This window comes from Streptomyces sp. NBC_00659, from assembly GCF_036226925.1.
Taxonomy (GTDB): Bacteria; Actinomycetota; Actinomycetes; order Streptomycetales; family Streptomycetaceae; genus Streptomyces.
Map to the genome: position 1 here is coordinate 8,905,581 of NZ_CP109031.1, position 24,697 is coordinate 8,930,277.

23 protein-coding genes, 1 tRNA gene and 1 pseudogene are annotated in these 24,697 nt (G+C 70.3%); 18 read left to right on the forward strand and 7 right to left on the reverse strand.

Annotated features, from left to right (window positions below; all coding sequences use genetic code 11):
* Nucleotides 1-93: 93 nt before the first annotated feature.
* The 3 genes from OG410_RS38955 to OG410_RS38965 form a co-directional block, all read right to left on the reverse strand.
* Complete coding sequence (locus OG410_RS38955; RefSeq protein ID WP_329303475.1) at nucleotides 94-390, reverse strand: hypothetical protein; 297 nt, start codon at nucleotides 388-390, stop codon at nucleotides 94-96.
* Between the two features lie 336 nt (nucleotides 391-726).
* Nucleotides 727-1,332, reverse strand: a complete 606-nt coding sequence (locus OG410_RS38960; RefSeq protein WP_329303476.1) for an NUDIX domain-containing protein — start codon at nucleotides 1,330-1,332, stop codon at nucleotides 727-729.
* Nucleotides 1,333-1,452: 120 nt separating this feature from the next.
* Nucleotides 1,453-1,980: a GNAT family N-acetyltransferase gene (locus OG410_RS38965; protein ID WP_329303477.1), complete on the reverse strand. Its 528-nt coding sequence runs from the start codon at nucleotides 1,978-1,980 to the stop codon at nucleotides 1,453-1,455.
* On the opposite strand from OG410_RS38965, the pseudogene OG410_RS38970 reads away from it, so the two are divergent.
* Nucleotides 1,949-2,269, forward strand: a pseudogene (locus OG410_RS38970) (helix-turn-helix domain-containing protein); the annotation flags it as partial. The gene OG410_RS38965 and the pseudogene OG410_RS38970 sit on opposite strands and share 32 nt — an antisense overlap.
* Here the strand turns inward: OG410_RS38970 and OG410_RS42735 are convergent.
* Nucleotides 2,192-2,887: a hypothetical protein gene (locus OG410_RS42735; protein ID WP_443063856.1), complete on the reverse strand. Its 696-nt coding sequence runs from the start codon at nucleotides 2,885-2,887 to the stop codon at nucleotides 2,192-2,194. The pseudogene OG410_RS38970 and the gene OG410_RS42735 sit on opposite strands and share 78 nt — an antisense overlap.
* A gap of 117 nt (nucleotides 2,888-3,004) precedes the next feature.
* Here OG410_RS42735 and OG410_RS38980 point away from each other — a divergent pair, with 117 nt between their 5' ends.
* From OG410_RS38980 to OG410_RS39030, 11 genes are all read left to right on the forward strand, one after another.
* Nucleotides 3,005-3,655 (forward strand): TetR/AcrR family transcriptional regulator, encoded by a 651-nt coding sequence (locus OG410_RS38980; protein WP_329303478.1) that lies wholly within the window; start codon nucleotides 3,005-3,007, stop codon nucleotides 3,653-3,655.
* A 71-nt stretch (nucleotides 3,656-3,726) separates the two neighbouring features.
* Nucleotides 3,727-4,353, forward strand: coding sequence for a DUF6000 family protein (locus OG410_RS38985; protein ID WP_329303479.1), 627 nt, complete (start codon nucleotides 3,727-3,729; stop codon nucleotides 4,351-4,353).
* A gap of 57 nt (nucleotides 4,354-4,410) precedes the next feature.
* A complete protein-coding gene (locus OG410_RS38990) occupies nucleotides 4,411-4,695 on the forward strand; it encodes a hypothetical protein (RefSeq protein WP_329303480.1) in 285 nt (94 codons plus the stop codon).
* A 75-nt stretch (nucleotides 4,696-4,770) separates the two neighbouring features.
* Nucleotides 4,771-5,016 (forward strand): hypothetical protein, encoded by a 246-nt coding sequence (locus OG410_RS38995; RefSeq protein WP_329303481.1) that lies wholly within the window; start codon nucleotides 4,771-4,773, stop codon nucleotides 5,014-5,016.
* Between the two features lie 327 nt (nucleotides 5,017-5,343).
* Entirely contained in the window at nucleotides 5,344-6,552 is a 1,209-nt protein-coding gene (locus tag OG410_RS39000) for a globin domain-containing protein (RefSeq protein WP_329303482.1), read from the forward strand.
* Between the two features lie 72 nt (nucleotides 6,553-6,624).
* Nucleotides 6,625-7,266 carry a class I SAM-dependent methyltransferase gene (locus OG410_RS39005; RefSeq protein ID WP_443063857.1) on the forward strand — a complete coding sequence of 214 codons (642 nt, stop codon included), beginning with the start codon at nucleotides 6,625-6,627 and terminating at the stop codon, nucleotides 7,264-7,266.
* A 327-nt stretch (nucleotides 7,267-7,593) separates the two neighbouring features.
* Nucleotides 7,594-7,716: a hypothetical protein gene (locus tag OG410_RS39010; protein ID WP_329303484.1), complete on the forward strand. Its 123-nt coding sequence runs from the start codon at nucleotides 7,594-7,596 to the stop codon at nucleotides 7,714-7,716.
* A 60-nt stretch (nucleotides 7,717-7,776) separates the two neighbouring features.
* Nucleotides 7,777-7,914, forward strand: coding sequence for a hypothetical protein (locus OG410_RS39015; protein ID WP_329304447.1), 138 nt, complete (start codon nucleotides 7,777-7,779; stop codon nucleotides 7,912-7,914).
* Nucleotides 7,915-8,072: 158 nt separating this feature from the next.
* On the forward strand, nucleotides 8,073-8,390 hold the full coding sequence (locus tag OG410_RS39020; protein WP_329303485.1) for a hypothetical protein: 318 nt from the start codon (nucleotides 8,073-8,075) through the stop codon (nucleotides 8,388-8,390).
* Between the two features lie 71 nt (nucleotides 8,391-8,461).
* Nucleotides 8,462-9,325, forward strand: a complete 864-nt coding sequence (locus tag OG410_RS39025) for a GNAT family N-acetyltransferase (RefSeq protein WP_329303486.1) — start codon at nucleotides 8,462-8,464, stop codon at nucleotides 9,323-9,325.
* Between the two features lie 133 nt (nucleotides 9,326-9,458).
* Nucleotides 9,459-10,001: a GNAT family N-acetyltransferase gene (locus OG410_RS39030; protein WP_329303487.1), complete on the forward strand. Its 543-nt coding sequence runs from the start codon at nucleotides 9,459-9,461 to the stop codon at nucleotides 9,999-10,001.
* Between the two features lie 145 nt (nucleotides 10,002-10,146).
* On the opposite strand, the gene OG410_RS39035 is transcribed toward OG410_RS39030, so the two are convergent.
* Entirely contained in the window at nucleotides 10,147-12,447 is a 2,301-nt protein-coding gene (locus OG410_RS39035; protein ID WP_329303488.1) for a helix-turn-helix domain-containing protein, read from the reverse strand.
* A 433-nt stretch (nucleotides 12,448-12,880) separates the two neighbouring features.
* On the opposite strand from OG410_RS39035, the gene OG410_RS39040 reads away from it, so the two are divergent.
* On the forward strand, nucleotides 12,881-16,252 hold the full coding sequence (locus tag OG410_RS39040) for a S8 family peptidase (RefSeq protein ID WP_329303489.1): 3,372 nt from the start codon (nucleotides 12,881-12,883) through the stop codon (nucleotides 16,250-16,252).
* Between the two features lie 203 nt (nucleotides 16,253-16,455).
* Here OG410_RS39040 and OG410_RS39045 read toward each other — a convergent pair whose 3' ends face one another.
* Nucleotides 16,456-17,445, reverse strand: coding sequence for an aldo/keto reductase (locus OG410_RS39045; RefSeq protein WP_329304448.1), 990 nt, complete (start codon nucleotides 17,443-17,445; stop codon nucleotides 16,456-16,458).
* A 279-nt stretch (nucleotides 17,446-17,724) separates the two neighbouring features.
* A tRNA-Met gene (locus OG410_RS39050) sits at nucleotides 17,725-17,798 on the reverse strand.
* A gap of 339 nt (nucleotides 17,799-18,137) precedes the next feature.
* Between OG410_RS39050 and OG410_RS39055 the strand changes: the two genes are divergently transcribed.
* The 5 genes from OG410_RS39055 to OG410_RS39075 all read left to right on the forward strand — a co-directional run bounded on the left by OG410_RS39055 (nucleotide 18,138) and on the right by OG410_RS39075 (nucleotide 24,663).
* Nucleotides 18,138-20,207 carry a glycosyl hydrolase family 28-related protein gene (locus tag OG410_RS39055; RefSeq protein WP_329303490.1) on the forward strand — a complete coding sequence of 690 codons (2,070 nt, stop codon included), beginning with the start codon at nucleotides 18,138-18,140 and terminating at the stop codon, nucleotides 20,205-20,207.
* Between the two features lie 156 nt (nucleotides 20,208-20,363).
* Nucleotides 20,364-20,678, forward strand: a complete 315-nt coding sequence (locus OG410_RS39060) for a helix-turn-helix domain-containing protein (RefSeq protein WP_329303491.1) — start codon at nucleotides 20,364-20,366, stop codon at nucleotides 20,676-20,678.
* Nucleotides 20,675-22,387 carry a helix-turn-helix domain-containing protein gene (locus OG410_RS39065; RefSeq protein ID WP_329303492.1) on the forward strand — a complete coding sequence of 571 codons (1,713 nt, stop codon included), beginning with the start codon at nucleotides 20,675-20,677 and terminating at the stop codon, nucleotides 22,385-22,387. The genes OG410_RS39060 and OG410_RS39065 overlap by 4 nt, the downstream gene beginning before the upstream one ends.
* A gap of 79 nt (nucleotides 22,388-22,466) precedes the next feature.
* Complete coding sequence (locus OG410_RS39070) at nucleotides 22,467-23,039, forward strand: transcriptional regulator (protein ID WP_329303493.1); 573 nt, start codon at nucleotides 22,467-22,469, stop codon at nucleotides 23,037-23,039.
* 409 nt (nucleotides 23,040-23,448) lie between these two features.
* Complete coding sequence (locus OG410_RS39075; RefSeq protein WP_329303494.1) at nucleotides 23,449-24,663, forward strand: MFS transporter; 1,215 nt, start codon at nucleotides 23,449-23,451, stop codon at nucleotides 24,661-24,663.
* The last annotated feature ends 34 nt before the right edge of the window (nucleotides 24,664-24,697 follow it).

Here is a 24,697-nt window from a genome sequence, read left to right on the forward strand (position 1 = left end):
GCCGGCCTCTACCGACCGACCGGCGGGTGAGCCGGGCCGAGTCTCGGCCCGAAGGCGTTTACTCCTCCGGATGCTCGCTCGGCCCGAAGTCCATTACTCCACCAGCTGCTCGCTCGGCGCTTCCCGGTGTTCCGGCGGCACACGCGCGGCCACGGCATCGAAGATCCGCCACCCGTCGACTTGGCCGGCGTGCCCGAAACGCTGGTCGTCCGCCAGAGCCTCTTCGATCAACGCCCGCACGGTCGCGGGCCGGTGGAGATTGAGATATCCGCCGTGTACGCGACTGACGCCACCTTCGTGAGCTCCCCAACCACCGCCGCCCACCACGCGATCGGGACCCGAGTCGAAGACGACGCGGATCACGCCCGGGGTGCCCTCCCGCGCGATCACGAGAACCTCCTGGCATGAGCGTCCGACCCCACCGCCGGGGTCGGAGTCCGGCACATGGCGGTGGCTGACCCACCACCGGAATCGCTCGGAGCCCATGACCAAGTGCCGATGCCGACGACGTCCCATGCCATCACGTTAACAACGTGCCCAGGTTCCTCGGCTTCCGCGAGCGCCGGATAGAGCGAGGTGACCGAGGGCGACTTGCCCGCAATCCCGCTGACCGATCCACGACCCCAACGGCATGGGCGCCGAACCCGCCATCAGGGCCCTCAAGGTCGCCGACCAGATCCTGGACCGGCACGAGGCCGAACTGAGCAGATGTTGCCGCGAAGATGACTACGCGCAAGCGATGACGTTCATGAGCTTGCGGGTGAATCGATGCATGTGTGGATCGAGCGTGCTCCTGGGCTCGGCAAGGATCTGCCGCAGGGAAAGCCACTTGATCGATTCGAATTCTTCCTCATCGAAAGAGGTGATGCCGCCAACTTTCGACTGCAACACGTACCACAACGACACATCAGTGTGCTGGCCCTGCCCGCGTGTTTGCGTGACGGTGAGGAAGAGCGGTTGCGCGCCGGAGACAGTCGACGGGACGGCCTCGATGCGCAGTTCCTCACGGCACTCGCGCGTGACCGTGTCCCACGGGTCCTCCAACGGCTCGACGTGGCCACCGCTGGGAAGCCAGAGGCCCGCCTTGCGGTGGGCGACAAGCAGGAGCTCCCCGCAGGTTTCATCCAGGACCACGAAGTAGCTGACCAAGTGCATCGACGGGACATCAGGCTTCCGGGTCCGATAGAGCGGAGCCCCGCCGGCGACCCACTCCATGGTCGCGGCGAGGTGCGTGCGCTCCTGTTCGTCCCAGGGGTGCACGCCTTTCAGTAATTCTGTCAGCTGAGCGCGACGAAGCTGATCGGGAACCTCTGAGGCATCACTGGCAGTCACGGCCCTCATGATGCCAAGGAGCTATGACATCTTCGCGGTTTCGCTGTCCGCAAGAGACGGACCACCGGGCATCAAGACCGTCGCACACGAGGCTGAGGGTTTTCCCGCAACGGCCTCTCGTCACTGGGTAGTGACGTGTAGTTCCCGGACGTACCAGTTGAACCGTGTGCCGTCCTTGCTGTTCGTCTGCTTGCCGGGGGTGAAGCCTGCCCGCTGCGCGACTGCAGCCGATGCGGGATTCCCTGGCTCCACCTGGATCACCGCCTCCTCTCCGCCCTCGTTCGCCGCGTACTGGGACGCCAAGAGGACCGCACGGGTAGCCAGACCACGTCCCCTCCATGACGGATAGAGGCCGTACGCGAGGTTCACCTGGCCGGGAGCCAGCCCCTCTGCCGCGAACCGCAAGTCGACCGTCCCCGCGAGCACCCCGTCGGCGCCCACCCGTATGCCGAAAGCGCGGAGCGGCCCGGCAGCCTCCCACTGTTGCCGGCAGTGCCGGAAGTACGCTTCGACGCCCTCGGCTGTCCCAGGGCCGCCGTTGAGCCAGCGAACGAGCAGCTCATCCTCCCCCGTGAGGTGCGTCTCCACATCGTCCAGACGCAGCGGGGACAGAGTGATGATCCCGTCGGACAGCTTCACTTCATGCATTCGGCAATTCTTGACGCCGGAGCCGTCCTGGACAGCCCCGTTCACCGGGCTGAGCCCGCGGCAGTTCGGCAAGCTGCCGACCGCACTGCGACGTGAAGGCGCGGACACGGTCCGCGGGGGCGGGGGGCGACGGTGGAGCCTGCCGCTGGAGGACCGGCTTCTGCTGGTCGCCGCGTACTGGCGGACGAACTTGACTCTGAGGCAGCCGACGTCACTGTTTGGGGTGTCGAAGTCGGCCGCAGGCCGCATCATCGACCACCTTGCACCGTCGCTCGCACTCCAGCCGCAAGCGGTTCTCGGACGGTAGCCGATGCGGAGCGGGCGGTGGCGGGGCGCCTGCCGCGGAGGTCGGCGAGGAGAGCGAGGGCGACACCGATGCCGACCCAGACGGTGAGGGTGAGGGCGGGGAGTCCGGTGCCTGAGCTGTCGAAGAAGGCGTTGGCGCGCAGGAGGCTGCCGGAGGCGCCCGGCGGGAGGAGCTGTCCCAGGGTGGCCCAGCCGGCGGGGAGCCAGTGGGGTCCGGTGGCCAGGCCGCGCGCGCTCCGATGGAGTCGGTGCCCATCACGTAGTGCTCGGGGTGCGCCGCGAGGAGTGCGCTCTCGTCACCTGCGAACGCCTTGTCCATCCAGGCAAGGAAGGCGCCCGAGGTGAGGCCCTTCGTCGCGAGCACGGTGGTGCCTGCCTTGAAGCTGCCGTCGGAGGTGCGGGCGCTCTCGCGAAGGAAGGCGTTGCCTTCCTCGATGTCCGCGGCCAGGAGGTCGAGGAGGCCCTGGCGGCCCAGCAGCGTCCGGAAGCGGTCCAGGGCGCGGCGGGCGTGGAAGAGCTCGAAGTCGTCGATGCTCCCGGCGCCGGTGGGTCCGTCCTCAAGCGTCACGGTGACGGGCGGGAGCGTCTGGTTGTCGGTCATGACCGAACCTCCGATAGGATGTAAATGTGAATTCGCGTTCGCATAATGCGAGTGCGCCGAGGAGCGCACCGGTTGTCAAAGGGACCTGTTGAGAGCGCCGCCGATACCATGCGGGACATGACCGAAGAGCCGGAGCGCCCAGCGTCCTACCGGGAGCCCCGGCAGGCCCGCAGCGCCGCGACCCTGGCCCGTGTCCTGCTGGCGGCAGAGGAGATCGCCTGCACCTCCGGCCTGGAGGAGATGACGATCGCGGGTGTCGCGGAACGCGCCGGGGTCTCCGTCGGCACGATCTACCGCCGCTTCGAGGACAAAGAACAGCTGATCACCGCCTTGACCGAGCGGATGCTGGAACGCCGCGAGGAGTACGTGGCCGAGCAACTGCGTACGGCCGAGCCGTCGCTCTCCGGCGTCATGGACGCCTACGCGCACGCCTTGCTGCAGTCCTTCGCCGACAGCAGCAGCCTCTTCCCCGAGCTGCTGCGCACGCGGGGGACCAGGTCACTGGACCGCGGGGCCCGCACCATCACCGAACTCCACCGTCTCCTGCTCGAAGCAGCAGCCCCGTACACCGACCAGATCCGCCGCTCCCAACCGCAGACGGCACTCGACACCGCGGCCCGCGCCATCCTGGGCGCCTGCTTCCACAACTCCGTGCGCCCCGATGCCGCCACCGGCGAAGTGGCCAGGCGTCGGTACGCAGACGAGCTCAGCGACATGGCAATCGCCTACCTTTTCACTCCCGACCGACGCCGCAGAGCCGACACCTGAACCAGCAGTCGCTACTCGGGGTCGCAGGGTAAACCGCTGCAGCCGGGTGCTCGCCGGGCAAAGATGCAGCCATGCGTTATGCCGGCACCGACCCCGAGCTGATGGGCCTGATCCGACGATTCGTCACGCCGGGACGACGGTACCTTCGGTTGGGTGGAAGCTCGCTGCGGTTGAGCGGGCCTGAGCGCGAGCTGTTCGTGAGGGAGTTGGTCCAGGCTGCCCGGGAGATCACTCCCGCTGAGCTCGGCATCCTCTTCGAAGGTGGGTGGCGAGAGCGTAAGACTGCCTCCTGGCTGGTTGTTGTAGCCGGCAGGACCGAGTTCCGCAGCCGCATCGGCGAACTCCTGCCGGCCGGCGGGGGGCCCTATGCCGACGCGGCCTACTGCGTCACGCTTGCCACGTCCGGAGACAGTGCGGACGCCGATCTGGTCTGCAGATACCTTGATCACTACTTGCTTCGACCAGACCTCGGCTACGGCCAAGGCCTTGCTCTTGGCACACTGCTTCACCTCGATGCCGCCCTGGGGACCGAGCGCGCATCCCGGTACCTTGCCGCCGGTGGCCTGTGGCAGCAGTGGACTGATGCCACGCCGGGCCTGGTGCGGGAACCGCAGGAGTACCGGCAGTTCGTGGACCAGCTCTGTTCCTTCGCCGGCGAGTGCGCTGAACTCTTCGCCAGACCGGAAACCAGACGCTGATCCCCGACCTGACCGCTGGACGCGGACTGCTGCGGGCCCGTCGGTAGGGTCTGGGCCATGACAGGGAACCGCGGCCGCCGGCCAAAGATCGACCAGGATGACCAGGACGGTGGCATCGAGGACGTGACGCTCCTCATCCTGGAATGGCTGGGTGAGCAGGGCGTGAATGCCCTGATCAGGGTGGACGCCGAGAGGGTGGCTGACAACGTGCCGGCGTGGACGTTCGCCGCCAGTGGAGGTCCCTTGGAGCAGGGCATGCGTGCTGATGGGAGGACTGTGCGGCAATGCATGTCCGCCGCCCTGTCCCAGCTGCGCGAGGCCGGGCTGCCGGTTCCGTTTTGATCTTCGTCTTCGCTCGCCTCTGAATCGCTGGGGCGCGGAGACCTGGAGGACGGCGATCCAGCGCCGGACGACGCCATGACGGTGCTGGCCGTGGTCGCCGACGCGGCGTGGGTGACCGTCATGGAGCTCCTCCGGCAGGTCTGGCCGGTCTGCCGGGAACACGAGACCAGAATGCATCCCCCTCCTGCGGGCACCTCTGTCGGCTGGTACCCGGGTACGACGGACGCGGCCGGCTCGCCGGTGTGGTGGTGCCGGGACGGTCGGTACGGCGCGTGCCACGACGTATGTCCGGTGGGCGAGTCGGCCGCCACCCTGCAGTGAAAGCAGCGTCGTACGCGCTGCGGCGCAGTGAGAACGGAATGCGCCGTGTTTGACAGCTGGACGGGCGTATCGGACCCGGACCCCTCCCCCTCCCCCGACGATCCGCGGGAAAGTTCACCAATGCGGGCATAGGGAGTGCGAAGGGGGCGGTGCCCTTCTAGCGTGGTGGGCGGGCGCCGCGCCGCGCGTCCCGGGGATCCGGTCTCCGAGGACGGCCGCGGTATCCGCGCGGGTCGATCGGCCCCGCCCCGGCTCCGACTGCCGTACGAGCGATTCCGTGGTTGCCCGATGCCTGCCCGCACTTCGCCTGCGCTGGAGATGCACATCATGCTTTCGAACACGTCCCGACCCGTCATCACGGCCACGTTGCCCGTCGTCGGGGAGCACATCGGTGAGATCGCCCGGCGCTTCTACCGTCACATGTTCGCCAACCATCCCGAGCTCCTGGACGGGGTCTTCAACCGAGGGAACCAGGCACACGGAGAACAGCAGCAGGCGCTCGCCGGATCCGTGGCGGCGTTCGCCGGCGGTCTGGTGAGCACTCCGCAGCGGACCCCCGAACACCTGCTGAAGCGCATCGCGCACAAGCACGCGTCTCTCGGGATCCGTCCGGACCAGTATCAGACCGTCCACGACAACCTGATGTGGGCGATCGTCGACGTGCTGGGCGACGCGGTCACCCCGGAGGTCGCCGCGGCCTGGGACGAGGTCTACTGGCTGATGGCGAACGCCCTGATCAACCAGGAACGCGGTCTCTACAGCGCGCGGGGGGTCACACCCGAGACGGTGTGGCGCACATGGGAGGTCGAGAAGAAGATCAAGGAGACCCCGGACGTCGTGACCTTCGTCGTCAAGCGGGTCGACGACCGCCTTGTGACGACCTCGCTCCCCGGCCAGTACGTCACCGTGCTGATCGACATGCCCGACGGCGTGCGGCAGCCGCGCCAGTACAGCCTGACCCGGGCCGACGACGGCGAACACCGCCAGTTCTCGGTCAAGCGGGTACGCGGCAACGGCGAGCCCGAGGGAGAGGTGTCCGCTCTCCTGCACGACACGGTCGACGTGGGTGACGTCCTCACCCTGTCGCTGCCCTACGGCGATGTCGTGCTCGACGACTCGGGACGGCCGGTGGTGTTCGCCACGGCGGGCATCGGGATCACCCCCATGGCCGGAATGCTCTCCCACCTCGTCGAGGCCGAGTCCCGGCTGCCGATCACCGTGCTGCACGCCGACCTCGACGAGGCGTCGTTCGCGCTGCGTCGCCAGGTGGTCAGCGACGTACTCGAACTGCGGAACGCCGAGATGTACCTCTGGTACGAGAAGGGCGCGCAGACCAACGAGCCGGTCAAGGGCGTTTTCGACGGGCTGATGGACCTCTCCCACGTCGATCTGCCGGACAACGCGGTGTACTACATGTGCGGGCCGCTGGCGTTCATGCAACCGCTGCGGAGCGCGCTCCTGGGGCGGGGCGTCGCACCGCAGGACATCCAGTACGAGGTGTTCGGCCCGGACCTCTGGCAGGCGGACCTCGACTGACGAGCCCGTCACAGCCGTCATAACCACCCAGTCCGAACGGCCGTGAACGGCACGGGTGTTAGCTTCTTCCCCGTGGCGGAACACCAGGTACGACACCAGGACGAGACCAGGACGGCCTACGACGGGATCGTCGAGCTCTATGCGTCGATGTTCGCCGATCGGCTGGAGACACGGCCGTTCGCGCGGGCCATGCTCGGCACCTTCGCCGAGCTGGTGCGCGAGACGGGGAACCTGCGGGCAGCCGATGTCGGCTGCGGTCCCGGACATCTGACGGCCATGCTGCACGACTTGGGTCTGGACGCCTTCGGGCTCGACCTGTCCCCGGCCATGGTCGACCACGCCAGGAAGTCCCATCCCGCCCTGCGGTTCGACCAGGCGCGAATGGAGGCTCTGCCCGTCGAGGACCGCGCGCTCGGCGGGGTGTTGGCCCACTACTCGATGATCCATACCCCGCCTGAGGAACTGCCCGCGCTGCTGGCCGAGCAGGTGCGGGTCCTGGCGCCAGGGGGCCTGCTGATGGTTTCGTTCTTCGGGACCGAGGGGACCGAGCCGGTCCGCTTCGATCACAAAGTAACGCCCGCCTACAGCTGGCCGGTTGACCGGTTCGCCGAGCTGCTGGTCGGGGCCGGGCTCGTGACGATCGCCCGGCTTCTCCACGACCCGGCCTCCGAACGGGGTTTCCTGGACACCCATTTGCTGGCCCGCCTCCCCTGATCCTCACCACCACCGACGCGCGGACCGCGCTGATCTGTAACGCGCAGAGCGCCGCCGGCCAGTGCTTCACCCAGTCCGAGGTACGTCGGCTCGCGCAGGCCGCGATCCCGGGCGACGGCTGCGGAGTGGGATGGGTGACGACATCGGCCGGCGCCCCGGTCCTCGACGTGGAGACCCGGCACATCGGCGATCACGCCGGCGACATGACCTTGGCGCTCGACGACGGTCGCAAGTACTGGGAACCGGGGGGAGTCCCAGCCGCGGATCGGGTTCACCGACGCCAGCGTCGCCAAGGTTCTGGCACGCGGCAACCGTCTGGTCCCGGAGGTGATCACGGATCTGTGCCGACGGCTCGGGGTCGCGACCGCGGACATCGACCTCCTCGTCACCAATCAGCCGAACCGCACCTTCCTGCGCAACTGGACCGAGGCGCTGCAACTGCCCGCCTAACGGCATCCGAACACCTTCGACCAGTACGGCAACCTCTTCGGAGCGGCCATCCCGGTCACCCTGGACCACGCGATCACCTCGGGCCGGGTGAAGGACGGTGACCTCGTGGTGCTGGGCGGGTTCGCCCACGCAGGCGACTTCGCGGGAGCCGCCGTCGTGCGCTGGTCCGGCGGGCGAGGCCGACTCCGCGGCCGGTGACCGCGGTGCCTGGAAGCGGCGGCGGACATCTGCCCGTCGTACGAGGTGATCAGCCGCCGATGACGCCGTCAGCGTGACGTTCGGCCGCGAACGCAACCGAAGGGGCCCTCACGAAACTCTGGACAAGTGATTCACAACACATCGGTGAGGAGACAGAGATGACCCCCTGGAGCAGTGAGAGCCTCGGTTCCTGCGCGTTCGCCGACCCCTATGCCGTCCACCCCCGTGACACCGCCGTGCCGGCCCAGGCGCAGCCCCGCGACGACGGCGACTTCCTCCTGCCGCCCCCCAACCCCGCCCACCGCCTCGGCTTCACCATCGACCCGCAGGATGAGCGGCGCCTGGCCCTGCACGCGACCCTCACCGCCGCCGGCATTCCCCCGATGCCCGAGGACCGTGCGGTCATCGACCAGATCAGCGCGCTTCCGGCGGACGTCAACGAGGTACTTCAGCGCTGGCTGCACCACACCCTGTGACACCGGTCAGGGCGGAGTCGTGGTCCCGGGCGCGTACTTCCCGGAGGAGAGGCGGTCGGAGATCATGAAGCATGGGCCTCGACGACTGGTACTTCACCGAAGACATCGACGACTTCCTCGCCCGAGCGGGAGACTTCCTGTGCTCGCGCCCCGTCATGCACAACACACCCCTGACAACGCTCGCGAAAATGCGGGCACAGGGCGCGGGCACACACGGCGGCGAAGCCCCCGTCTTCGGCCGGCTGGAGTCAGGGGGCGAGGTCCGGGCCGTCCTGTACCGCACCGCGCGCGGCCGCCTGACCGTCACGACGCTCGCCCCCGAGCAGGCCGACACCCTCGTGCCCCGGCTGACCGGCCTCGGGCACCGCATTTCGGGCGTCATCGCGGACCAGGACACCGCCACCGCTCTCGCGGAGGCGTGGCGGCGGCACAGGGGTGGCGCGGCGCCGGTACGTGACTGGTGGGGCCGTCTGCATCGACTCGGCACGCTCACCCCGCCGGAGCCGGTCCCGGCGGGCCGGGGCCGACCGGTGGGCGAGCAGGAGCACGAGCAAGTGATGCGCTGGTGCCGTGAGTTCGCCGCGGACGTCGGGGAAGCCGTCTCCGTGACCGCCGAGTCCTGGGCCGGCACACGCTTCGCCGAGAAGCGCTACACCTTCTGGGAGACCCCGGACGGCACGCCCGTCTCCATGGCGGGCGCGAACCCGCTGGTCGGCGGCCAGGTCCGGGTGGACCCCGTCTACACCCCGGCCGGCCTCCGGGGGCGCGGCTACGCGGGCGCCGTGACGGTCGAGGTGAGCAGGGCCGCGCTGGCCGCGGGCGCGAAGGAGGTCGTGCTGTTCACCAACCCGGCCAACGCGACCAGCAACGCCCTCTACCGGCGCATCGGATACGTCCCGGTCACCGACTTCGTCGGTTACGCCTTCTCCGGCTGACGGCTGACGGCTGACGGCTGACGGTTGACGGTTGACGGTTGAGGCCTGACGGTTGAGCGGCTGCCCGGCCGGACGTGCTTCCGCCTGTCCCGGTTATCCTGGCTCGTTCCGAACAAGCCAGGAGGTACAGCACATGAGCAGCACCATGCCGTCGTTTCCCGAGCGGATCGAGCTCTCGGGGGAGGGGCTCGTCCTTCGTGACTGGACGGAGGCGGACCTGACGGCGATGCCGGAGCTGTTCGATCACCCCGACATCGCCTACTGGACACCGCTCGTCTCCCCCTTCGACGCGGCCGCCGCCCGCGCGCGACTGGACCGGGACCGCCAGTTCCGCGCGGAGGGCACGGTCATCCTGCTCGCGATCACCGTCGACGGCGGAGCACCGCTCGGCGAGGTGATGCTGCGGCGCGCGCCCGAGGGCACGGAGATCGGCTACGCGGTGGGCCCCGCGCACCGCGGTCAGGGGCTGGCGCTGCGGGCGGTACGGGTGATGGCCGCGTACGCCTTCGAGCAGATGGGCGCCGAGCAGGTGATCCTGGAACTGGAGGCCGAGAACGCGGCCAGCGTCGCCGTGGCCACCAAGGCGGGCTTCACACTGCTCGACGTACCGCTGATCACGGGTGAGGAGAAGGGGCGGCCCTTCACCCTGCAGACGTGGGGTCTGAACCGCCCTTGACCGGCAGGCCTCCCCATCGAGTGGTCGGTCGCCGACGGGAGGCGACGGCTCGGTCCCAGGGCGACTCCGGACGTACGGGCTGTGTCGTCGGCTGCTTTCCGCGGTCTGCCCCCAGCCGCTTGTCCGGGCCGCGGACCCGGAGACTTCACGGTGTCCGTACCTCCAGTTCACGCAGTTCGGCCGTGGCCTCCGCCTGCCGGGGGCTGTTGAGCCGGCGAAGTCCCTCGTGGGCGGCGAGCAGGGTTCGGCGAGCCTCGTCGTACCGGGCCAGGTGGCGCAGCACGATGCCGAGGTCGAGGCGGGTGGGTTCGGCCCAGCCGGCCATGCTCGTGGTCTCGAAGACGTCCAGCGCCTGCTGGAGCGGTCGTTCGGCCTCCGGCCAGCGTCCCAGCGCCGCGAGGTCGTTGCCGATCTGCTGCCGGATCGCAGCCAGGTACACGGTGATCAGCTCGGTCGGCCGTCCGGGCACCTCCGTCAGGCAGATCGCCTCGCTGCGCAGGTGGATGGCCAGAGCCTCCTCGACGCTGCCCGACTGACGTAGATAGCTTCCCAGCGTGTTCAGGACGGTGAGTTCGGCGAGGCGGCCCTGCACGGAGGTCTGGTCGGCAAGGCAGACGGCGGCGTCGCGCAGCCGGGCTATGGATTCCCCGGTCCGGCCGGTGCGCTGCAGCGCCGATGCCCCGTAGCCCAGCGCCCAGCCCATCTGGAGCCGGTCCCCGATCTCACGGGCCACCTCCAGGGCGGCGTCCGCGGTGACGAGGGCGGCGGCGGGTTCGTGGACGCAGACGTTGTACGACCAGGCCAGGAAGTTCAGCTGGACGGCCTCCTCCTGCCTGCTGCCCAGCGCGCGGGCCGCCTCGACCCCGTGCTGGAACAGCTCCACCCACAGCTCCCAGTGCTGGTTGAACTCGGAGAACCAGTGCATGGCCCGGGCCGTGTCGATCACTTGCCGGTGGTGTCCCCTGGCCTGCGCGTGCCGCACGGCCGCGAGCCATTGGGCCCGCTCGGCCTCCAGCCAGACGCGGGCCTGGTCACGGTCGGCGGGTGCGCCGACGGGGTCGGGATCGCCGTGAGGTGAGTCTTCGTGGGGTTCGGCGTCGAAGCGCAGCGCGGCTGCCGTGGCCCGGCGCAGCATCCACTGTGCCGTCCGGTCCAGCGAGGCTCGGGACACCTCGGTGCCGTCCTCGGTGGTCAGTTGTTCGGTGGCGAAGATCTTCAGGAGGTCGTGGAAGCGGTAACGCTCTGCCGAGGCGTCGGACTGCAGCAGCCCGGCGTCCGTCAGTTCCTCGGCGCACCGGGCCACCTCGTTGACCGGCAGGTCGGCCAGGAGAGCGGCGCTCTCCGGGCTGAAGTCGCCTCCGGCGGCCAGGGAGGCCCGCCGCAGTACGGTTCTGGCGGACGGGGTCAACTGCCGGTAGGACAAGGCGAAAGCGGCTCGTACCTGAAGGTCGCCGACCTGGAGTGTGTCCAGGCGACGGCCTTCCTGGGCCAGTTGGGCGGTCAGCTTGCCGATGCGCTCGTGGGGCCGGCCGGCGAGGCGTTGTCCGGCGATCCGTACGGCCAGGGGCAGGAGTCCGCACAGGTCCGCGAGGTCGCGGGCGGCCTGGGCCTCCTGCCGTATCCGCTCGGGGCCGATGATACGGCTCAGCAGTTCGACCGCCTCCTCCCGGCGAAACAGCGCGAGGTCGCTGCGGTGGGCCGATTCGAGACCGGCCAGGGCGTGCCGGCTGGTGATGATCGTCAGGCAGCGCCCGGCACCGGGGAGCAAGGGACGGACCTGGTCCTCGCCCGCCGCGTTGTCCAGTACCAGCAGCAGTCGCCGGTCGCGGAGCACGGACCGCAGGAGCCCTGACCGGTCGTCGGTCGCGGCCGGGATCGCGTGCTCGGCCACGCCTACGGCCCGGAGCAGGGACGCGAGAGCGTCGCGCGCGGAGGTGGGCTCCGGGTCCATGCCGTGCAGGTCGAGGACCACCTGTCCGTCCGGGAAGTGCGGCGCGAGAGCGTATGCGGCGTGTACCGCGAAAGCGGTCTTGCCGAGGCCGGGCTGTCCCGACACCACGCTGACCGCGGAACGGCCGGCGCCGGTGCGCTCGGCCAGGGCGAGCAACCGGGCCAGGGCCGGACCACGCGAGACGAAGTCGCCGACGTCACGCGGCAGGGCCAGCGGGCCGTGGGCGCGCGGTCCGGCGGCCGGTCGCGGGCGCGTCCGTCCTCGGCCGGCGGCCCGCTCCAGCTCCGCGGCGGTGTCGTCGTCCAGGCCCAGCCCGGCGGCCAGGGCTTGAACGGTGCGCCGCTGCGGTCCTCGGGAGCGACCGCGTTCCAGATCCGCCAGCGCGCGGACGCTCACCCCGGCGGCGTGGGACAGCCGCTCCTGGCTGAGCCCGGCGCGTGTGCGCAGGGTCAGCAGCAGCCGCCCGAACTCCGTGACCGGTACGGCAGTGCCCATGTCGAGTCTCCCTGTTCAGCGCTGTCCGGCCACGAACTCCCCTTCCCGGCAGAAGTATGACGGGTCGTAATCCCGCCGGAGGAAGTGCCTGGTGCCTCTCGGAGTCCGACTGATCAACTTGACCCGTTCGCACGAGAGGGCCGGACCTTCGGATTCCCGGCACGGTCCGGGCGCGGAGTCTGCGGCAGCGCCGAGCCCGGCGGGTCGAGCACCGAAACGATGTGATGCGGATCATGCCGTCGGTGCCCTCTTCAGGGAGTGGAATTCGTGGAGCGACCCAGCCCCCTCGCCTGCTGCCGGGAGGGCGTGCCGCTCTGCGACCGCCCCGCCGGTTCTCGGCCGCCACGTCGTTCCCGCGACCGGGCGCCCGCCACCCACGTGCAACGACCACTCGCCTTCAACCCGAACTTCTGGGGGAGACTTGCGCTTATCCGTGAAGAGAACACGCGCCTTCACCGTCACACTGGCCACGTCGGTGGCCCTCGTGGCAGGTATGACCGGCCCCACGACAGCGATCGCCGCGCACACGACGACCACACCGCACCCCACACGCTCCGACGGCGACCAGCGGATCCGGCTCATCACGGGCGACCGTGTGGTGGTCGGCGCCAAGGGCCATGTGGTGGGCTTCGAGGCAGCCAAGGGCCGTGAGCGCATACCCGTGCAGGTGCAGCGCATCAACGATCACACGCTGGTGGTGCCCAGCGACGCGCAGCGCCTGATCGCCACGGGGAAGCTGGACCAGCGGCTCTTCGATGTCGCCGAACTCACCGACCCGCGGCTGCGCAAGAGCCAGGGCGACGGGCTCAAGCTGATCGTGCAGTACGACGGGGGCTCCGGTGCCGCACGTGCCGAAGTGCGTTCGGCCGGTGACACCCGACTGCGGCGCACGTTCCCCACCCTCGACGCCGACGCCATCCGTACGCCGCAGGACGACGTGGCCGAGGTGTGGGAGGCACTGACCGACCAGCGGAAGGGCGGCCTGCGCGCCACCGCCTCCGGCATCGGCAAGGTCTGGCTGGACGGTGTGCGCAAGGCAAGCCTGGACCGCAGTGTCAAGCAGATCGGTGCCGACAAGGCGTGGGAGGCCGGGTACGACGGCACCGGCGTCAGGATCGCCGTCCTCGACACCGGCGTCGACAAGACCCACGACGACCTGAAGACCCAGGTCGTCGAGGAGAAGAACTTCTCCGGCTCGCCCGACACCGTGGACCACGTCGGGCACGGCACGCACGTCGCCTCGATCGCCGCCGGAACCGGTGCCAGGTCGGGCGGCAAGTACAAGGGTGTCGCACCGGGTGCCGAGGTGATCAGCGGCAAGGTGCTCAACGACGAGGGATACGGGGACGACTCCGCCATCATCGCGGGCATGGAGTGGGCCGCCGACGAGGGCGCGGACGTCGTCAACCTCAGCCTGGGCGGCCCGGACTCCCCGGGCGTCGACCCGCTGGAGGAGGCGGTCGGCAGGCTGTCCGCCGAGAAGGGGATCCTGTTCGCCATTGCGGCGGGCAACGAAGGCGAGTACGGCGAGTCGACGGTGGGCTCGCCGGGCAGCGCGGACGCCGCGCTGACCGTCGGCGCCGTCGACAAGGACGACAAGTTGGCGTCCTTCTCCAGCACCGGGCCGCGCGTCGGTGACGGCGCCGTGAAGCCGGACGTGACCGCCCCCGGCGTGGCCATCACCGCGGCCGCCGCCTCCGGCAGCGTGTTCGACACCGACCCCGGTATCCCGCACCCTGCCCCCGGCTACCTACAACTCGACGGCACCTCCATGGCCACCCCGCACGTCGCGGGCGCGGCCGCGATCCTCAAGCAGCAGCACCCGACCTGGAAGGCGACCGAGCTCAAGAGCGCGCTGATCGCATCCGCCGAGGGTGGCGACTACACCGTCTTCCAGCAGGGCTCGGGCCGCATCCAGGTCGACAAGGCGCTGGCCCAGAGCGTGATCGCCGATCCGGTCTCGCTGAACTTCGGCGTCGCGCAGTGGCCGCACACCGACGACCGGCCCCTCACCCGGAAGATCGGCTACCGCAACCTCGGGACCAGCGACGTCACCCTCGACCTGTCGGTGTCCGGGCTGGACCAGGCGGGTTCACCGGCCCCGGCCGGGTTCTTCGCGCTCGGTGCCACCAAGGTGACCGTGCCCGCCGGAGGCAGGACCGAGGTCGACCTGACCGCCGACACCAGGATCGGTGACGTCGACGGCACCTACTCGGGCTACGTCACCGCCACCGCCACCGCCACCGGCGCGGGCCAGTCCGTCCGCACGGCCGTGGCGGCCGTCCGCGAGGCGGAGTCCTACGACGTCACGCTCAGGACCATCGACCGCGACGGCACCGACGCGCGGAACTTCGTCAACAGCCTGGTCGGCGTCGCCGGCCCCGCCAAGGGCTTCCGGGCCCGTATCGGCGACGAGCCGGGCACGCACACGATCCGCGTGCCCAAGGGCTCGTACACGTTCGACACGGCCGTCTACCAGGACCCGTCGGACTTCACCAAGGGCACCGACTGGATCTCCCAGCCGAAGCTGGACGTCTCCGGCGACACCACGGTCACCGCCGACGCGCGTACCACCGAGCCGGTGGACATCACCGTGCCCGGCCTCGACACGGCGGACTTCGGGGGGACCTACTACGAACGCGCGACCGAGATCGGCTCCGTCGGCAACGGCTGGGTCCTCAGGGGTTTCACCGGCTTCCGCACCGCGCACATGGGTCCGGCCGTCACGGACGGCTCGCTCCTGCAGACCTGGGACGCGCACTTCATCAAGGACGCCACCTCTCAGTACTCGGTGGCCTACGGCGGCGGGACACAGAAGGTCGCGACCGGCTACACCAAGCACGTGAAGGCGGACGAGCTGGCGACGCTCAAGGTCGGCGTCGGTGCCTCCGCCGCCGGGAAGACCGCTCTCGCCTTCCCGTACCCCCGTCTGCCGGGTGCGCCGGAGGGCAACGCGTTCTCGGCGGCGCAGGCGGCGCCGAGCACGCGCACCTTCTACGTCTCCACTGCCGACGGCGTCGAGTGGCTGACCAGAGTCAGTCAGCTGGGCGAGCCGGACGAGTGGGGCTACCCGGCCTTCGACGGGGACTACGCGATGTCCGAGCCGAAGCGCTACGAGGCCGGCAGGACGTACCGCGAGAAGTTCAACACCGGCGTGTTCGGCCCGCTTCTGGGCGAGAACATGGGTGTCTTCCGCACCGCACCCGACCCGGCCACGGGCAAGCAGCAGCTCGTCGGCTCCCTGCCGCTGTTCGCCGACGGCAAGGGCCACGTGGGAGGCTCGACGTACACCTCGGCCACGTCGGTGCTGTACCGCGACGGCGTCAAGGTCGGCGAGAACGACGACCCGCTGAGCGGCGCGAAGCCCTTCACCGTCGACTCCACCGACGCCGAATACCGGCTGACGACCTCCGTCGAGCGCTCGGCGAAGGTCGCCGCGGCCTCCACCCGCATCGACGTCGGCTTCACGTTCCGCTCCAAGGAGGTCTCGGCCACCACGGCGCTGCCGGTGTCCACGGTCCGCTTCGCGGCCCCCGTCGACCTCGCCTCGCGCGCCCCGGCGGACGCGTCGGTCCGGATCCCGGTGACCGTGCAGGGCTCGGCGGCCGGAAGGAACCTCGGGTCGCTCACCGTGTCCGTGAGTTACGACGACGGGACGACCTGGCAGCTCGTGAAGGTCGAGAACGGCAGGATCTCCGTGAAGAACCCGGCCAAGGACAAGGGCATCTCGTTCCTCGCCGAAGTCACGGACAAACAGGGCAACAAGTCGACACTGGCGATCCACAACGCGTACTACGGCAAGTGATGTCGCCCCGGTGACGAAGTTCGCGTGACGACGACGTGCTGGAAAACGTTCAAGGACGGTTTCCAGCACGTTCGTTCACCGCCCCGGATCCACCGGTCGCCGGCCGGTCCCGGGCCGGGAGAGCCGGCCGCACGGGGAAGCGGGTCGGCGAGTCGGCACGAACAGGCCGCACCCCGGCGTCCGGCGGCTTCGTTCACGCGCCACTAGCGATTGACGGATCGCATCCCTGCCTCGTCGTAGCGCTCGCCCGCCGCCTCGGGCAGTTCCGCGTCGATGCGGGCCAGATCCTCCTTGGTCAGTTCGATGGCGACCGCGCCGGCGTTCTGTTCCAAGTAGGTGCGGCGCTTGGTGCCCGGGATCGGTACCAGGTCCTCGCCCTGGGCCAGCACCCAGGCGATCGCCAGCTGGGCCGGGGTCACGCCCTTCTCGGCGGCGATCTCCTTCACCTTTGCCGCCAGCCGCAGGTTCGCCTCCAGGTTGCCGTCCTGGAAACGCGGGTTCTCGCGGCGCCAGTCGTTCGTCTCCAGCTCGTCCGGCGAGGTGAACCGCCCGGCGAGGAAGCCGCGGCCGAGCGGCGAGTACGGCACGAAGCCGATGCCCAGCTCACGGCAGGCGGGCAGCACCTCGGCCTCCACGTCCCGTGACCACAGCGAGTACTCGCTCTGCACCGCGGTGATCGGGTGCACCGCGTGGGCGCGCCGGATGGTCTCCGCGCTCGCCTCGCTCAGGCCGATGTACCGCACCGTGCCCTCGGCCACCAGTTCGCCCAGCGCGCCGACCGTCTCCTCGATGGGTACGTTCGGGTCGACCCGGTGCTGGTAGTACAGGTCGATGTGGTCGGTCCCCAGGCGTTCCAGGGAGCCGTGGACGGAACTCCGGACGTGCTCGGCCGAGCCGTCCTGCGGGCCGACCGTGCTGATGTCGCCCGGTACGGCGGTGTCCATCCGGTAGTTGAACTTCGTCGCGATCACGTACTCCTCGCGATGCCCCCGGATCGCCTCGCCGACGAGCGTCTCGTTGGTGAGCGGCCCGTACATCTGCGCGGTGTCGAGAAAGTTCACCCCGAGGTCGAGGGCGCGCCGGATGGTCGCGATGCCCTCCTGCTGATCAGTGGATCCATAGAAGGCGGACATACCCATACATCCGAGACCGATGGACGATACCTGAAGGTCTCGCAGACTGCGCTTCTGCATGTCGTGTCCCAGCCTTTCCTGCGCGCTCGTCGGTCGTTCGAGCGCACGAAGCCGCTCGTCGACCCAGCGGCGGATTCCCACGCCGGCATCTCGCGAGAGGCGGCCGGCGACACGGGCTGTGCGCGCCGTGATGTCTGCAACGCTACGAGTTCGAGCGCACTCCAGCGCAAGTCGATCGCACCGCGCTGCCTGCCGGGCCGCGCCCGGCTCATGAGGTGCCGCAAACGAATCCGGCCCCTTGGGGCGGCATCACGCCGCCCCAAGGGGCCAGGATCTTCGTAGCGGGGACAGGATTTGAACCTGCGACCTCTGGGTTATGAGCCCAGCGAGCTACCGAGCTGCTCCACCCCGCGTCGACACGCTCATCCTATGGCACCGGCGGGGGCCGGAATTACCACCCCGCTTCGGAGTGACAGCGGGGGCGACTCGGGACCCGGTCGGCCGGGGGTGTCCGATGGTGCGCGGTCCGGCGGTGAGGACGGCGTCGCTCCGGAGAATGAGATCCGCGTGCAAGAAATCGACTATGGCTTGCAGGATATGTACTGAAGGATGGAAAGACGTGTCCGACGTCTTGTCCGGGTGTCCCGTCGCGCCCTAATGTCCCGGTACGCAGCGGCACGGCCCGTTCCCTCCGTGCCGCCGCGCACCGAGCGGTCCTCGGTGTCCTCCGCTCCGAGAGAAACGAGAATCCGATGGCGCGGTACACCACCCACACGGCTGCGGAGCGGGTCGGCAGCCGCGCGCGAAGACCGGTCCGTACGGTCGCGGCGGTGACCGCCGCGGCTGCCGGACTCGTGCTCGTGCTCGGTGCCCCGGCCCCGGCGGCCTCCGGGCGCGGAGGCGGCGGCGCCCCGGCGGTGACCCGGGCCGCCCTCGATCCCGCCCTCGTCGCGGGGCGTGGCGCGAGGGTGGACTTCGCCGAACAGGAGGCGGAGAACGCGTCGACGAACGGAACCGTCATCGGCCCCGACCGCACCGCCTACACCCTGCCCTCCGAGGCGTCCGGCCGCTCGGCGGTGCGCCTGAAGCCGGGCCAGTACGTCGAGTTCACACTGCCGCGCGCCGCCAACGCTCTCACCGTGCGCTACAGCATTCCCGACGCCCCCGAGGGCGGCGGCATCACCGCGCCCCTCGATGTCTCCGTGGACGGTGGACACCGCACCACGATGACCCTCACCTCGCGGTACTCCTGGCTCTACAACCAGTACCCGTTCAGCAACGACCCCCAGGGCGACCTGCTGCACCCCGACTGGTGGATCACCGAGTGCGGCTGCGTCCCCGCCGCCACCACCCCGACGCCCACCATCGGCAAACCGTTCAGGCCCAGCCACTTCTACGACGAACAGCGACTCCTGCTCGGCAAGCGGTACGCGGCCGGCGACACCGTCCGCCTCACCGCGCCCGAGGGCAGCGCCGCAGCCTGGACCGTGATCGACCTGCTCGACACACAACTCGTCGCCGCGCCGCACGTCGAGGCGCACGCCGCGAACGTCCTCGCGTTCGGCGCCGACCCCACCGGCCGCCGTGACGCGGGCGACGCCCTCGACCGGGCCGTCGCCTACGCCAAGAAGCGGCACCTCAAGGTGTACCTGCCGCCGGGCACGTACCAGGTGAACCGGCACATCGCCGTGGACGACGTGACGATCGCCGGGGCGGGAAGCTGGTACACGATCGTCAAGGGTCACCAGGTCACCCTCGGCACCCCCGCGCCCGACGGCTCGGTCCACACCGGCGTCGGCTTCTACGGCAAGGACGCGGCGGACGGCGGCAGCCACAACGTCCACCTGTCCGGCTTCGCCGTGGAGGGCGACGTACGCGAACGCGTCGACACCGACCAGGTCAACGCCGTCGGGGGCGCGCTCAGCGACTCGACGATCGACGGCCTCCACCTCCACCACACCAAGGTCGGCATGTGGTTCGACGGCCCGATGACGCGCCTGCGCGTCACCCGCACCGTGATCGCCGACCAGATCGCCGACGGCGTCAACTTCCACACGGGCGTCACCGATTCCAGCGTCTCGGACACGTTCGTCCGCAACACCGGCGACGACGGCCTGGCCATGTGGTCGGAGAAGAAGGGCGACGCGCGCAACGTCTTCGCCCACAACACCGTGCAGAGCCCCGTCCTCGCCAACGGCATCGCGCTGTACGGCGGCACCGACAACTCGGTCACCGGCAACCTGATCGCCGACCCCGTCAGGGAGGGCAGCGCCATCCAGATCGGCTCCCGCTTCGGTGCCGAGCCGTTCACCGGACACCTGCGGATCACGGACAACACCACAGTCCGCTCGGGGCCGTTCGAGCTGAACTGGAAGATCGGCCTCGGCGCCATCTGGTTCTACGCGCTGGAACGGGACATCGACGCCGACATCGAGGTCACCGGCGACCACTTCCTCGGCAACACCTACAACGCGGTCATGCTCGTCTCCGACTTCCCGGTGAAGGACAAGTACGCGATCCGGGGTGTCCGCTTCAAGGACATCCGCGTGGACGGCACCGGCACCTCCGTGCTCAGCGCCCGCTCCGCCGGCTCGGCGTCCTTCGAGAACGTGGACGCCCGTGACGTCGGCGCGGTCGGCATCAACAACTGCGGAGCCTTCAACTTCCCTTCCTCCGGCTCCGAGTTCGCGGTGAGCGACCTCGGCGGCAACGACGGAGGCGGCACGACCGGCCCCTGGCTGGCGCCCTGGGAACTGCCGAACACCATCACCTGCGACGACCGGCCGCCCGTGGTCCAGCCACCGGCCCCGGCGCCCTGGTGAGGAGCGTCCGCCCCTTCGGCGTCGCACCGCCTCGCCGGAAGCAGTGACGGACCGGGCGGCGGCCGATTCCCATCGGACGCCGCCCGTGTACGTCGGTGCGCACCTCTCATGCGTATGACGCATCAGGGATGAGCTGAGCAGGCTAGACTCGACATCATGGGTATGAGCCTCGAGGAGCGGGTGCGGGCCGCGCTGGCGGCACTCCTGCACGCGGCAGGCGAGTCGCAGACCGACCTCGCCGCCGCCCTGGGGGTGAGCCAGGCTCAGGTGAGCAGGCGTCAGTCCGGTACCGCGGCCTGGAGTCTGGCCGACTGCGAGGCGGTCGCCGCTCACTACGGGATCGACGTACTGGAACTCCTGGCGGGACCGACCAGGGCCACGGAGGCGCTGCCCGTCGGCCGCCGCCGTGTTCCCCGCCGCCGCGCCGGCGCCCCCCGTGCGGCCGTGGCGCGCGAGAGGGGAGCGCGATGAACGGCTTCGACGCGATCGACGCCCTGCTCGCCGGAGTGAAGGAAGAGGTCCCGCTTCCGCCCGCCGGGGAACGGCGCGCGCTGCGGGAAGCGCTGAACCTCTCGCGCGCCCAGCTCGCGCGCGCCCTCGGCGTCGCGGCCTCCACCGTCGGAGGCTGGGAGTCCGGACGCGACCCGAGCGGCGAAGTCCGTGAGAAGTACGCGTACTTCATCGAGGGAGCACGGGAGAGGCTGGCCGGATCGACGGCACACGAGGCCCCGGACGAAGAGCCGTCGGACGACACCGAGGCGGAGAACGACGGGGACACCGAGGCGGACAACGACGGGGCGGATCCGGGCCAGGCCGAGGTTCCCGCGAGGACCGGCGAGGACTCCGGGCAGGACGACGACGATGTGCTCGCAGCACCCCAACCGTGCGTGCTGTGCGGGCAGCCCGCCCGCCACCAGCTCGCGGGATTCCCCCAGCATCTGGACCCCGCAGAATGCGGCACGCCCGAGCCCGCGCAGCCTGTGGAGAGCGCCGAGCCCGTACCGATCACGGAGCCCGTGCGGCCTGTCGAGAGCGCCGAGCCCGTACAGGCCCCCGAGCCCGCGCAGCCCGTACAGGCCACGGAGCCAGCCGAGCCGGAGAGGCCCGTGTCTCGGCAGGCCGCACGGCAGCCGGCCCGCGGCGGACGGCATGACCAGGCGCCGTCCGGCGTGAGAGTCGTGCCCGTCGGCCGTCGGGTGCAGGCGGCTGCCGACGCGCCCGACCCGATCGGCTCCGCTGTCGCGGCCGTCCTCACCCAGCACGCGGGCGACGCCGAGGCGGCGACGGCCGCGTTGGTCAAGCGGGCGATCCCGGACGCGATGGCGCTGCTGGACCAGACCCGCAGGGGCGGCCGGTACGACATCGTGGCGCACCCGTGGCTCCCGGACATGCTGCGCAAGCAGACCGCCCGAGGCGCCGACCAGATCTGGGAGGCCCGCCCGAAGTGGACCCGCCCGGAGCTGCCCGCGGGCGCGCACGAGGTGACGGCCCTCGACATCAACGGCGCCTACCTGTCGGCACTGAAGACCCACCTGCCGATCGGGCAGCTCGAACACTCCACCGGCGACCACCATGACCGCCGCCGCGCCGGCGTCCACCTGATCACCCCGCCCGACTGGGACCACGACGCGGTCCTGCCCAACCCGATCGGCAACCGCGACGAACCCGGCCCCCTGTGGGTCACCGAGCCCACCTTGCGTCTGCTGCTGCGCCTGTCCGGCCCGAAGTACGCGCTGTGCGACTCGCCGGAGATCCACGAGTCCTGGACCTCGGGAGCCACGGAAGGCCTGCTGGAGAAGTTCCGTGTCGTGCTGAAGGACGCCCGCGACCGGGCGATCGCCGAGGACGACGACGTGACGCTGGAGTACGTCAAGCAGATGTACTCCAAGTTCGTCTCCACACTGGGGGAGTCGAACTACAACCGGGAGCTGTACCGCACCGACTGGATGCACATCATCCGCTCCCAGGCCTTCACGAACCTGTGGTGGAAGGCCCACCGTGCCTACGACGAAGGCCTCATGGTGGTCCGCGCCATGGGCACCGACGAACTGCACGTCGTCGGTGACTGGCGCGCGGTGTTCGCCGAGGGCCGGGGCGTCACCGAGGTGAAGGTCAAGGACGTCTACACCGTCGGCACCGAGCGGCCCGAGGCCGCGCAGCCCCCTGAAGACCGTCCCTGAGGCCTGTGCCCGAGCTCGGCTGCGCACGGCCCGCGTCGGCCCGTACAGTGATCCACCTACCCGAGGACCGGAAGAGACGATGCCAGAGCGGAACATCGAGTTCGGCAAGTACGGCGCCCGCGGCCTCAGGGGCCACGAGGCCGTCGCCCGCCGGCTGGACGACCTCGCCGGCTACGTCGCGACCCCCGTCACCGCACGCCGCGGCCTGCTCGCCCGCCTGCACTACCTCACCCGCACCGACCACGCCCGCACCGCGGCCCGCGCGGCCGGTCTGACCGTCACCGGCCGCACCCTGCGCGCCTGGCTCGACGGCACGCGCTCGCCGTCGAAGAAGAACCTGGAGCGGATCGAGCGGGCGTACCGGACGGTGCGGCGCGAGAACGTCGCCCGCTATCTGACCGCCCGCCTCAACCGTGCGGGCCGGGGCACCCGGGTCGAGATCCACCCTCTCAACCAGTCCCAGGTCGACCGGCCGCGCCAGCGGGTGGTGGAGTTCCGCACCCTCAATGTGCGCCGCTGGGACCGCATCGTCGCGGCCTGGGCCGCCGGGGACGAGCAGGAGCTCGGCGACGCGTGGGTGGACCAGGTCGTCGACCTCGGCAGCCAGTGGGGCCAGTACGAGTACGTCACCAACGTCGGCTTCGCCGCCTGACAGGGTCCGTGCGCCGAGGGCCTGGCGCCGCGCGCGGACGACACGGCCCGTCGAGAGCCCGTCCGAGCAAGCCGTGGCGCATCCGAGCCGTGTCCCACGCCCGCGCCCGCCTGACCTCGCCCCTGCCTGGACGAGGGCGTGGCCGCAGCGGCTACTCTTGCCCCTTGCTCACCGGCCGGGGCCGACCGCCGCAGCCGGGGGACGGGGCCCGGCCCGATGCCGCAGACCACGGGGCGATCTTGGAATGGATGCCCTCGCGTCGTTGCTGCACTCCCTACGGGCTCACCCTCTTCCCGGGGTGCTCCGGGTCTCGATGACCGGCGCGACGGGACGTGGAAACCGCGGGCGAGCTCGCATCGCCCCGCTCCCTGGTCCCCGGCCCGTTGTCTTCGAAAGGTTCCCCTGCACCATGCCCTTGGCTCTGCTGGCCCTGGCTGTCGTCGCGTTCGGCATCGGCACGACCGAGTTCGCCACGATGGGGCTGCTGCCCCAGATCGCCGACGGGATCGGTGTGTCCGTACCGCACGCCGGCAACGTCGTGTCGGCCTACGCGCTCGGTGTCGTCGTCGGCGCGCCACTGCTGACGGGTATATGCGCGCGTGTCCCGCACAAGCGGCTGCTGCTGCTCCTGACCGGGCTGTTCGTGATCGGCAACGTGGCGTCCGCCGTCGCCCCCGACTTCGGCACCCTCTTCGCCGCCCGTTTCCTGGCCGGCCTGCCGCACGGCGCGCTGTTCGGCGTCGGCGCCGTCGTCGCCTCGCGCCTGGTCGCACCGGACAGGGCGGCACGCGCCGTCTCGAAGATGTTCCTCGGCCTCACCATCGCCAACATCGTCGGCGTTCCGGCCGCCACCGCCCTCGGCCAGCACCTGGGCTGGCGCTCCGCCTACGGCGCGGTCGCCGTCATCGGACTCGTCGCCCTGGCCGCACTGGCCGCCTTCGTCCCGCACCAGCCGCGCGGGGAACAGTCCGGCATCCGGCACGAGCTGCGGGCCATGGGCAACAAGCAGGTCGCCATCGGTCTGGCCACGGCCGTCGTGGGCTTCGGCGGATTCTTCGCCGTCTACAGCTACCTCGTACCGATGCTCACGCACGTGACCGGCCTCTCCGGTTCCTCGACCACCTGGGTCCTCGCGCTCTACGGCGTCGGCATGACGCTCGGCACCCTGATCGCCGGACCGCTCACCGACCGAGCGCTGCGCCCGACGATGTACTGGGGGCTCATCCTGCTCGCCGCGGCGCTGGTGGCGTTCTACTTCGCGGTCCACAGCACCGTGCCCGCACTGGTGACGATCACGTTCATCGGCGCGATGGGCTCGCTCATCACCACGCCGGTCCAGATGCTGCTCATGGCCAAGGCGAAGAACGCCCCGACGATGGCGGCGGCCTCCAACCACTCGGCCTTCAACCTGGCCAACGCGGGTGGCGCCTGGCTCGGCGGCCTGGTCATCTCGGCCGGCTGGGGCTGGGCCGCACCCAACCTGGTCGGCGCGGCCCTCGCCGTGGCCGGTCTGGGCCTCGCCTTCACGGGCGGAGTCATGGAGAGGGGCCACAAGCGATCCGAAGTGATCACGCAGGCGTCGCCCGTGGCCGGACAGGAGACGCCGGTCCCCGCCGTGGACTGACCCGTCGACCGGGATGCGCCGCCCTTCCCGGCAG

Excerpts from the sequence above, each read along its gene's own strand:
- OG410_RS39035 (WP_329303488.1), bottom strand. The coding sequence starts at position 12,447 with ATGGGCACTGCCGTACCGGTCACGGAGTTCGGGCGGCTGCTGCTGACC.
- OG410_RS39020 (WP_329303485.1), top strand. The coding sequence starts at position 8,073 with ATGACCCCCTGGAGCAGTGAGAGCCTCGGTTCCTGCGCGTTCGCCGAC.
- OG410_RS39065 (WP_329303492.1), top strand. The coding sequence starts at position 20,675 with ATGAACGGCTTCGACGCGATCGACGCCCTGCTCGCCGGAGTGAAGGAA.
- OG410_RS38965 (WP_329303477.1), bottom strand. The coding sequence starts at position 1,980 with ATGCATGAAGTGAAGCTGTCCGACGGGATCATCACTCTGTCCCCGCTG.
- OG410_RS39075 (WP_329303494.1), top strand. The coding sequence starts at position 23,449 with ATGCCCTTGGCTCTGCTGGCCCTGGCTGTCGTCGCGTTCGGCATCGGC.
- OG410_RS39030 (WP_329303487.1), top strand. The coding sequence starts at position 9,459 with ATGAGCAGCACCATGCCGTCGTTTCCCGAGCGGATCGAGCTCTCGGGG.
- OG410_RS39060 (WP_329303491.1), top strand. The coding sequence starts at position 20,364 with ATGGGTATGAGCCTCGAGGAGCGGGTGCGGGCCGCGCTGGCGGCACTC.
- OG410_RS39045 (WP_329304448.1), bottom strand. The coding sequence starts at position 17,445 with ATGCAGAAGCGCAGTCTGCGAGACCTTCAGGTATCGTCCATCGGTCTC.
- OG410_RS38995 (WP_329303481.1), top strand. The coding sequence starts at position 4,771 with ATGACGGTGCTGGCCGTGGTCGCCGACGCGGCGTGGGTGACCGTCATG.
- OG410_RS38990 (WP_329303480.1), top strand. The coding sequence starts at position 4,411 with ATGACAGGGAACCGCGGCCGCCGGCCAAAGATCGACCAGGATGACCAG.
- OG410_RS42735 (WP_443063856.1), bottom strand. The coding sequence starts at position 2,887 with ATGACCGACAACCAGACGCTCCCGCCCGTCACCGTGACGCTTGAGGAC.
- OG410_RS39070 (WP_329303493.1), top strand. The coding sequence starts at position 22,467 with ATGCCAGAGCGGAACATCGAGTTCGGCAAGTACGGCGCCCGCGGCCTC.
- OG410_RS38985 (WP_329303479.1), top strand. The coding sequence starts at position 3,727 with ATGCGTTATGCCGGCACCGACCCCGAGCTGATGGGCCTGATCCGACGA.
- OG410_RS39055 (WP_329303490.1), top strand. The coding sequence starts at position 18,138 with ATGGCGCGGTACACCACCCACACGGCTGCGGAGCGGGTCGGCAGCCGC.
- OG410_RS38980 (WP_329303478.1), top strand. The coding sequence starts at position 3,005 with ATGACCGAAGAGCCGGAGCGCCCAGCGTCCTACCGGGAGCCCCGGCAG.
- OG410_RS39025 (WP_329303486.1), top strand. The coding sequence starts at position 8,462 with ATGGGCCTCGACGACTGGTACTTCACCGAAGACATCGACGACTTCCTC.
- OG410_RS39000 (WP_329303482.1), top strand. The coding sequence starts at position 5,344 with ATGCTTTCGAACACGTCCCGACCCGTCATCACGGCCACGTTGCCCGTC.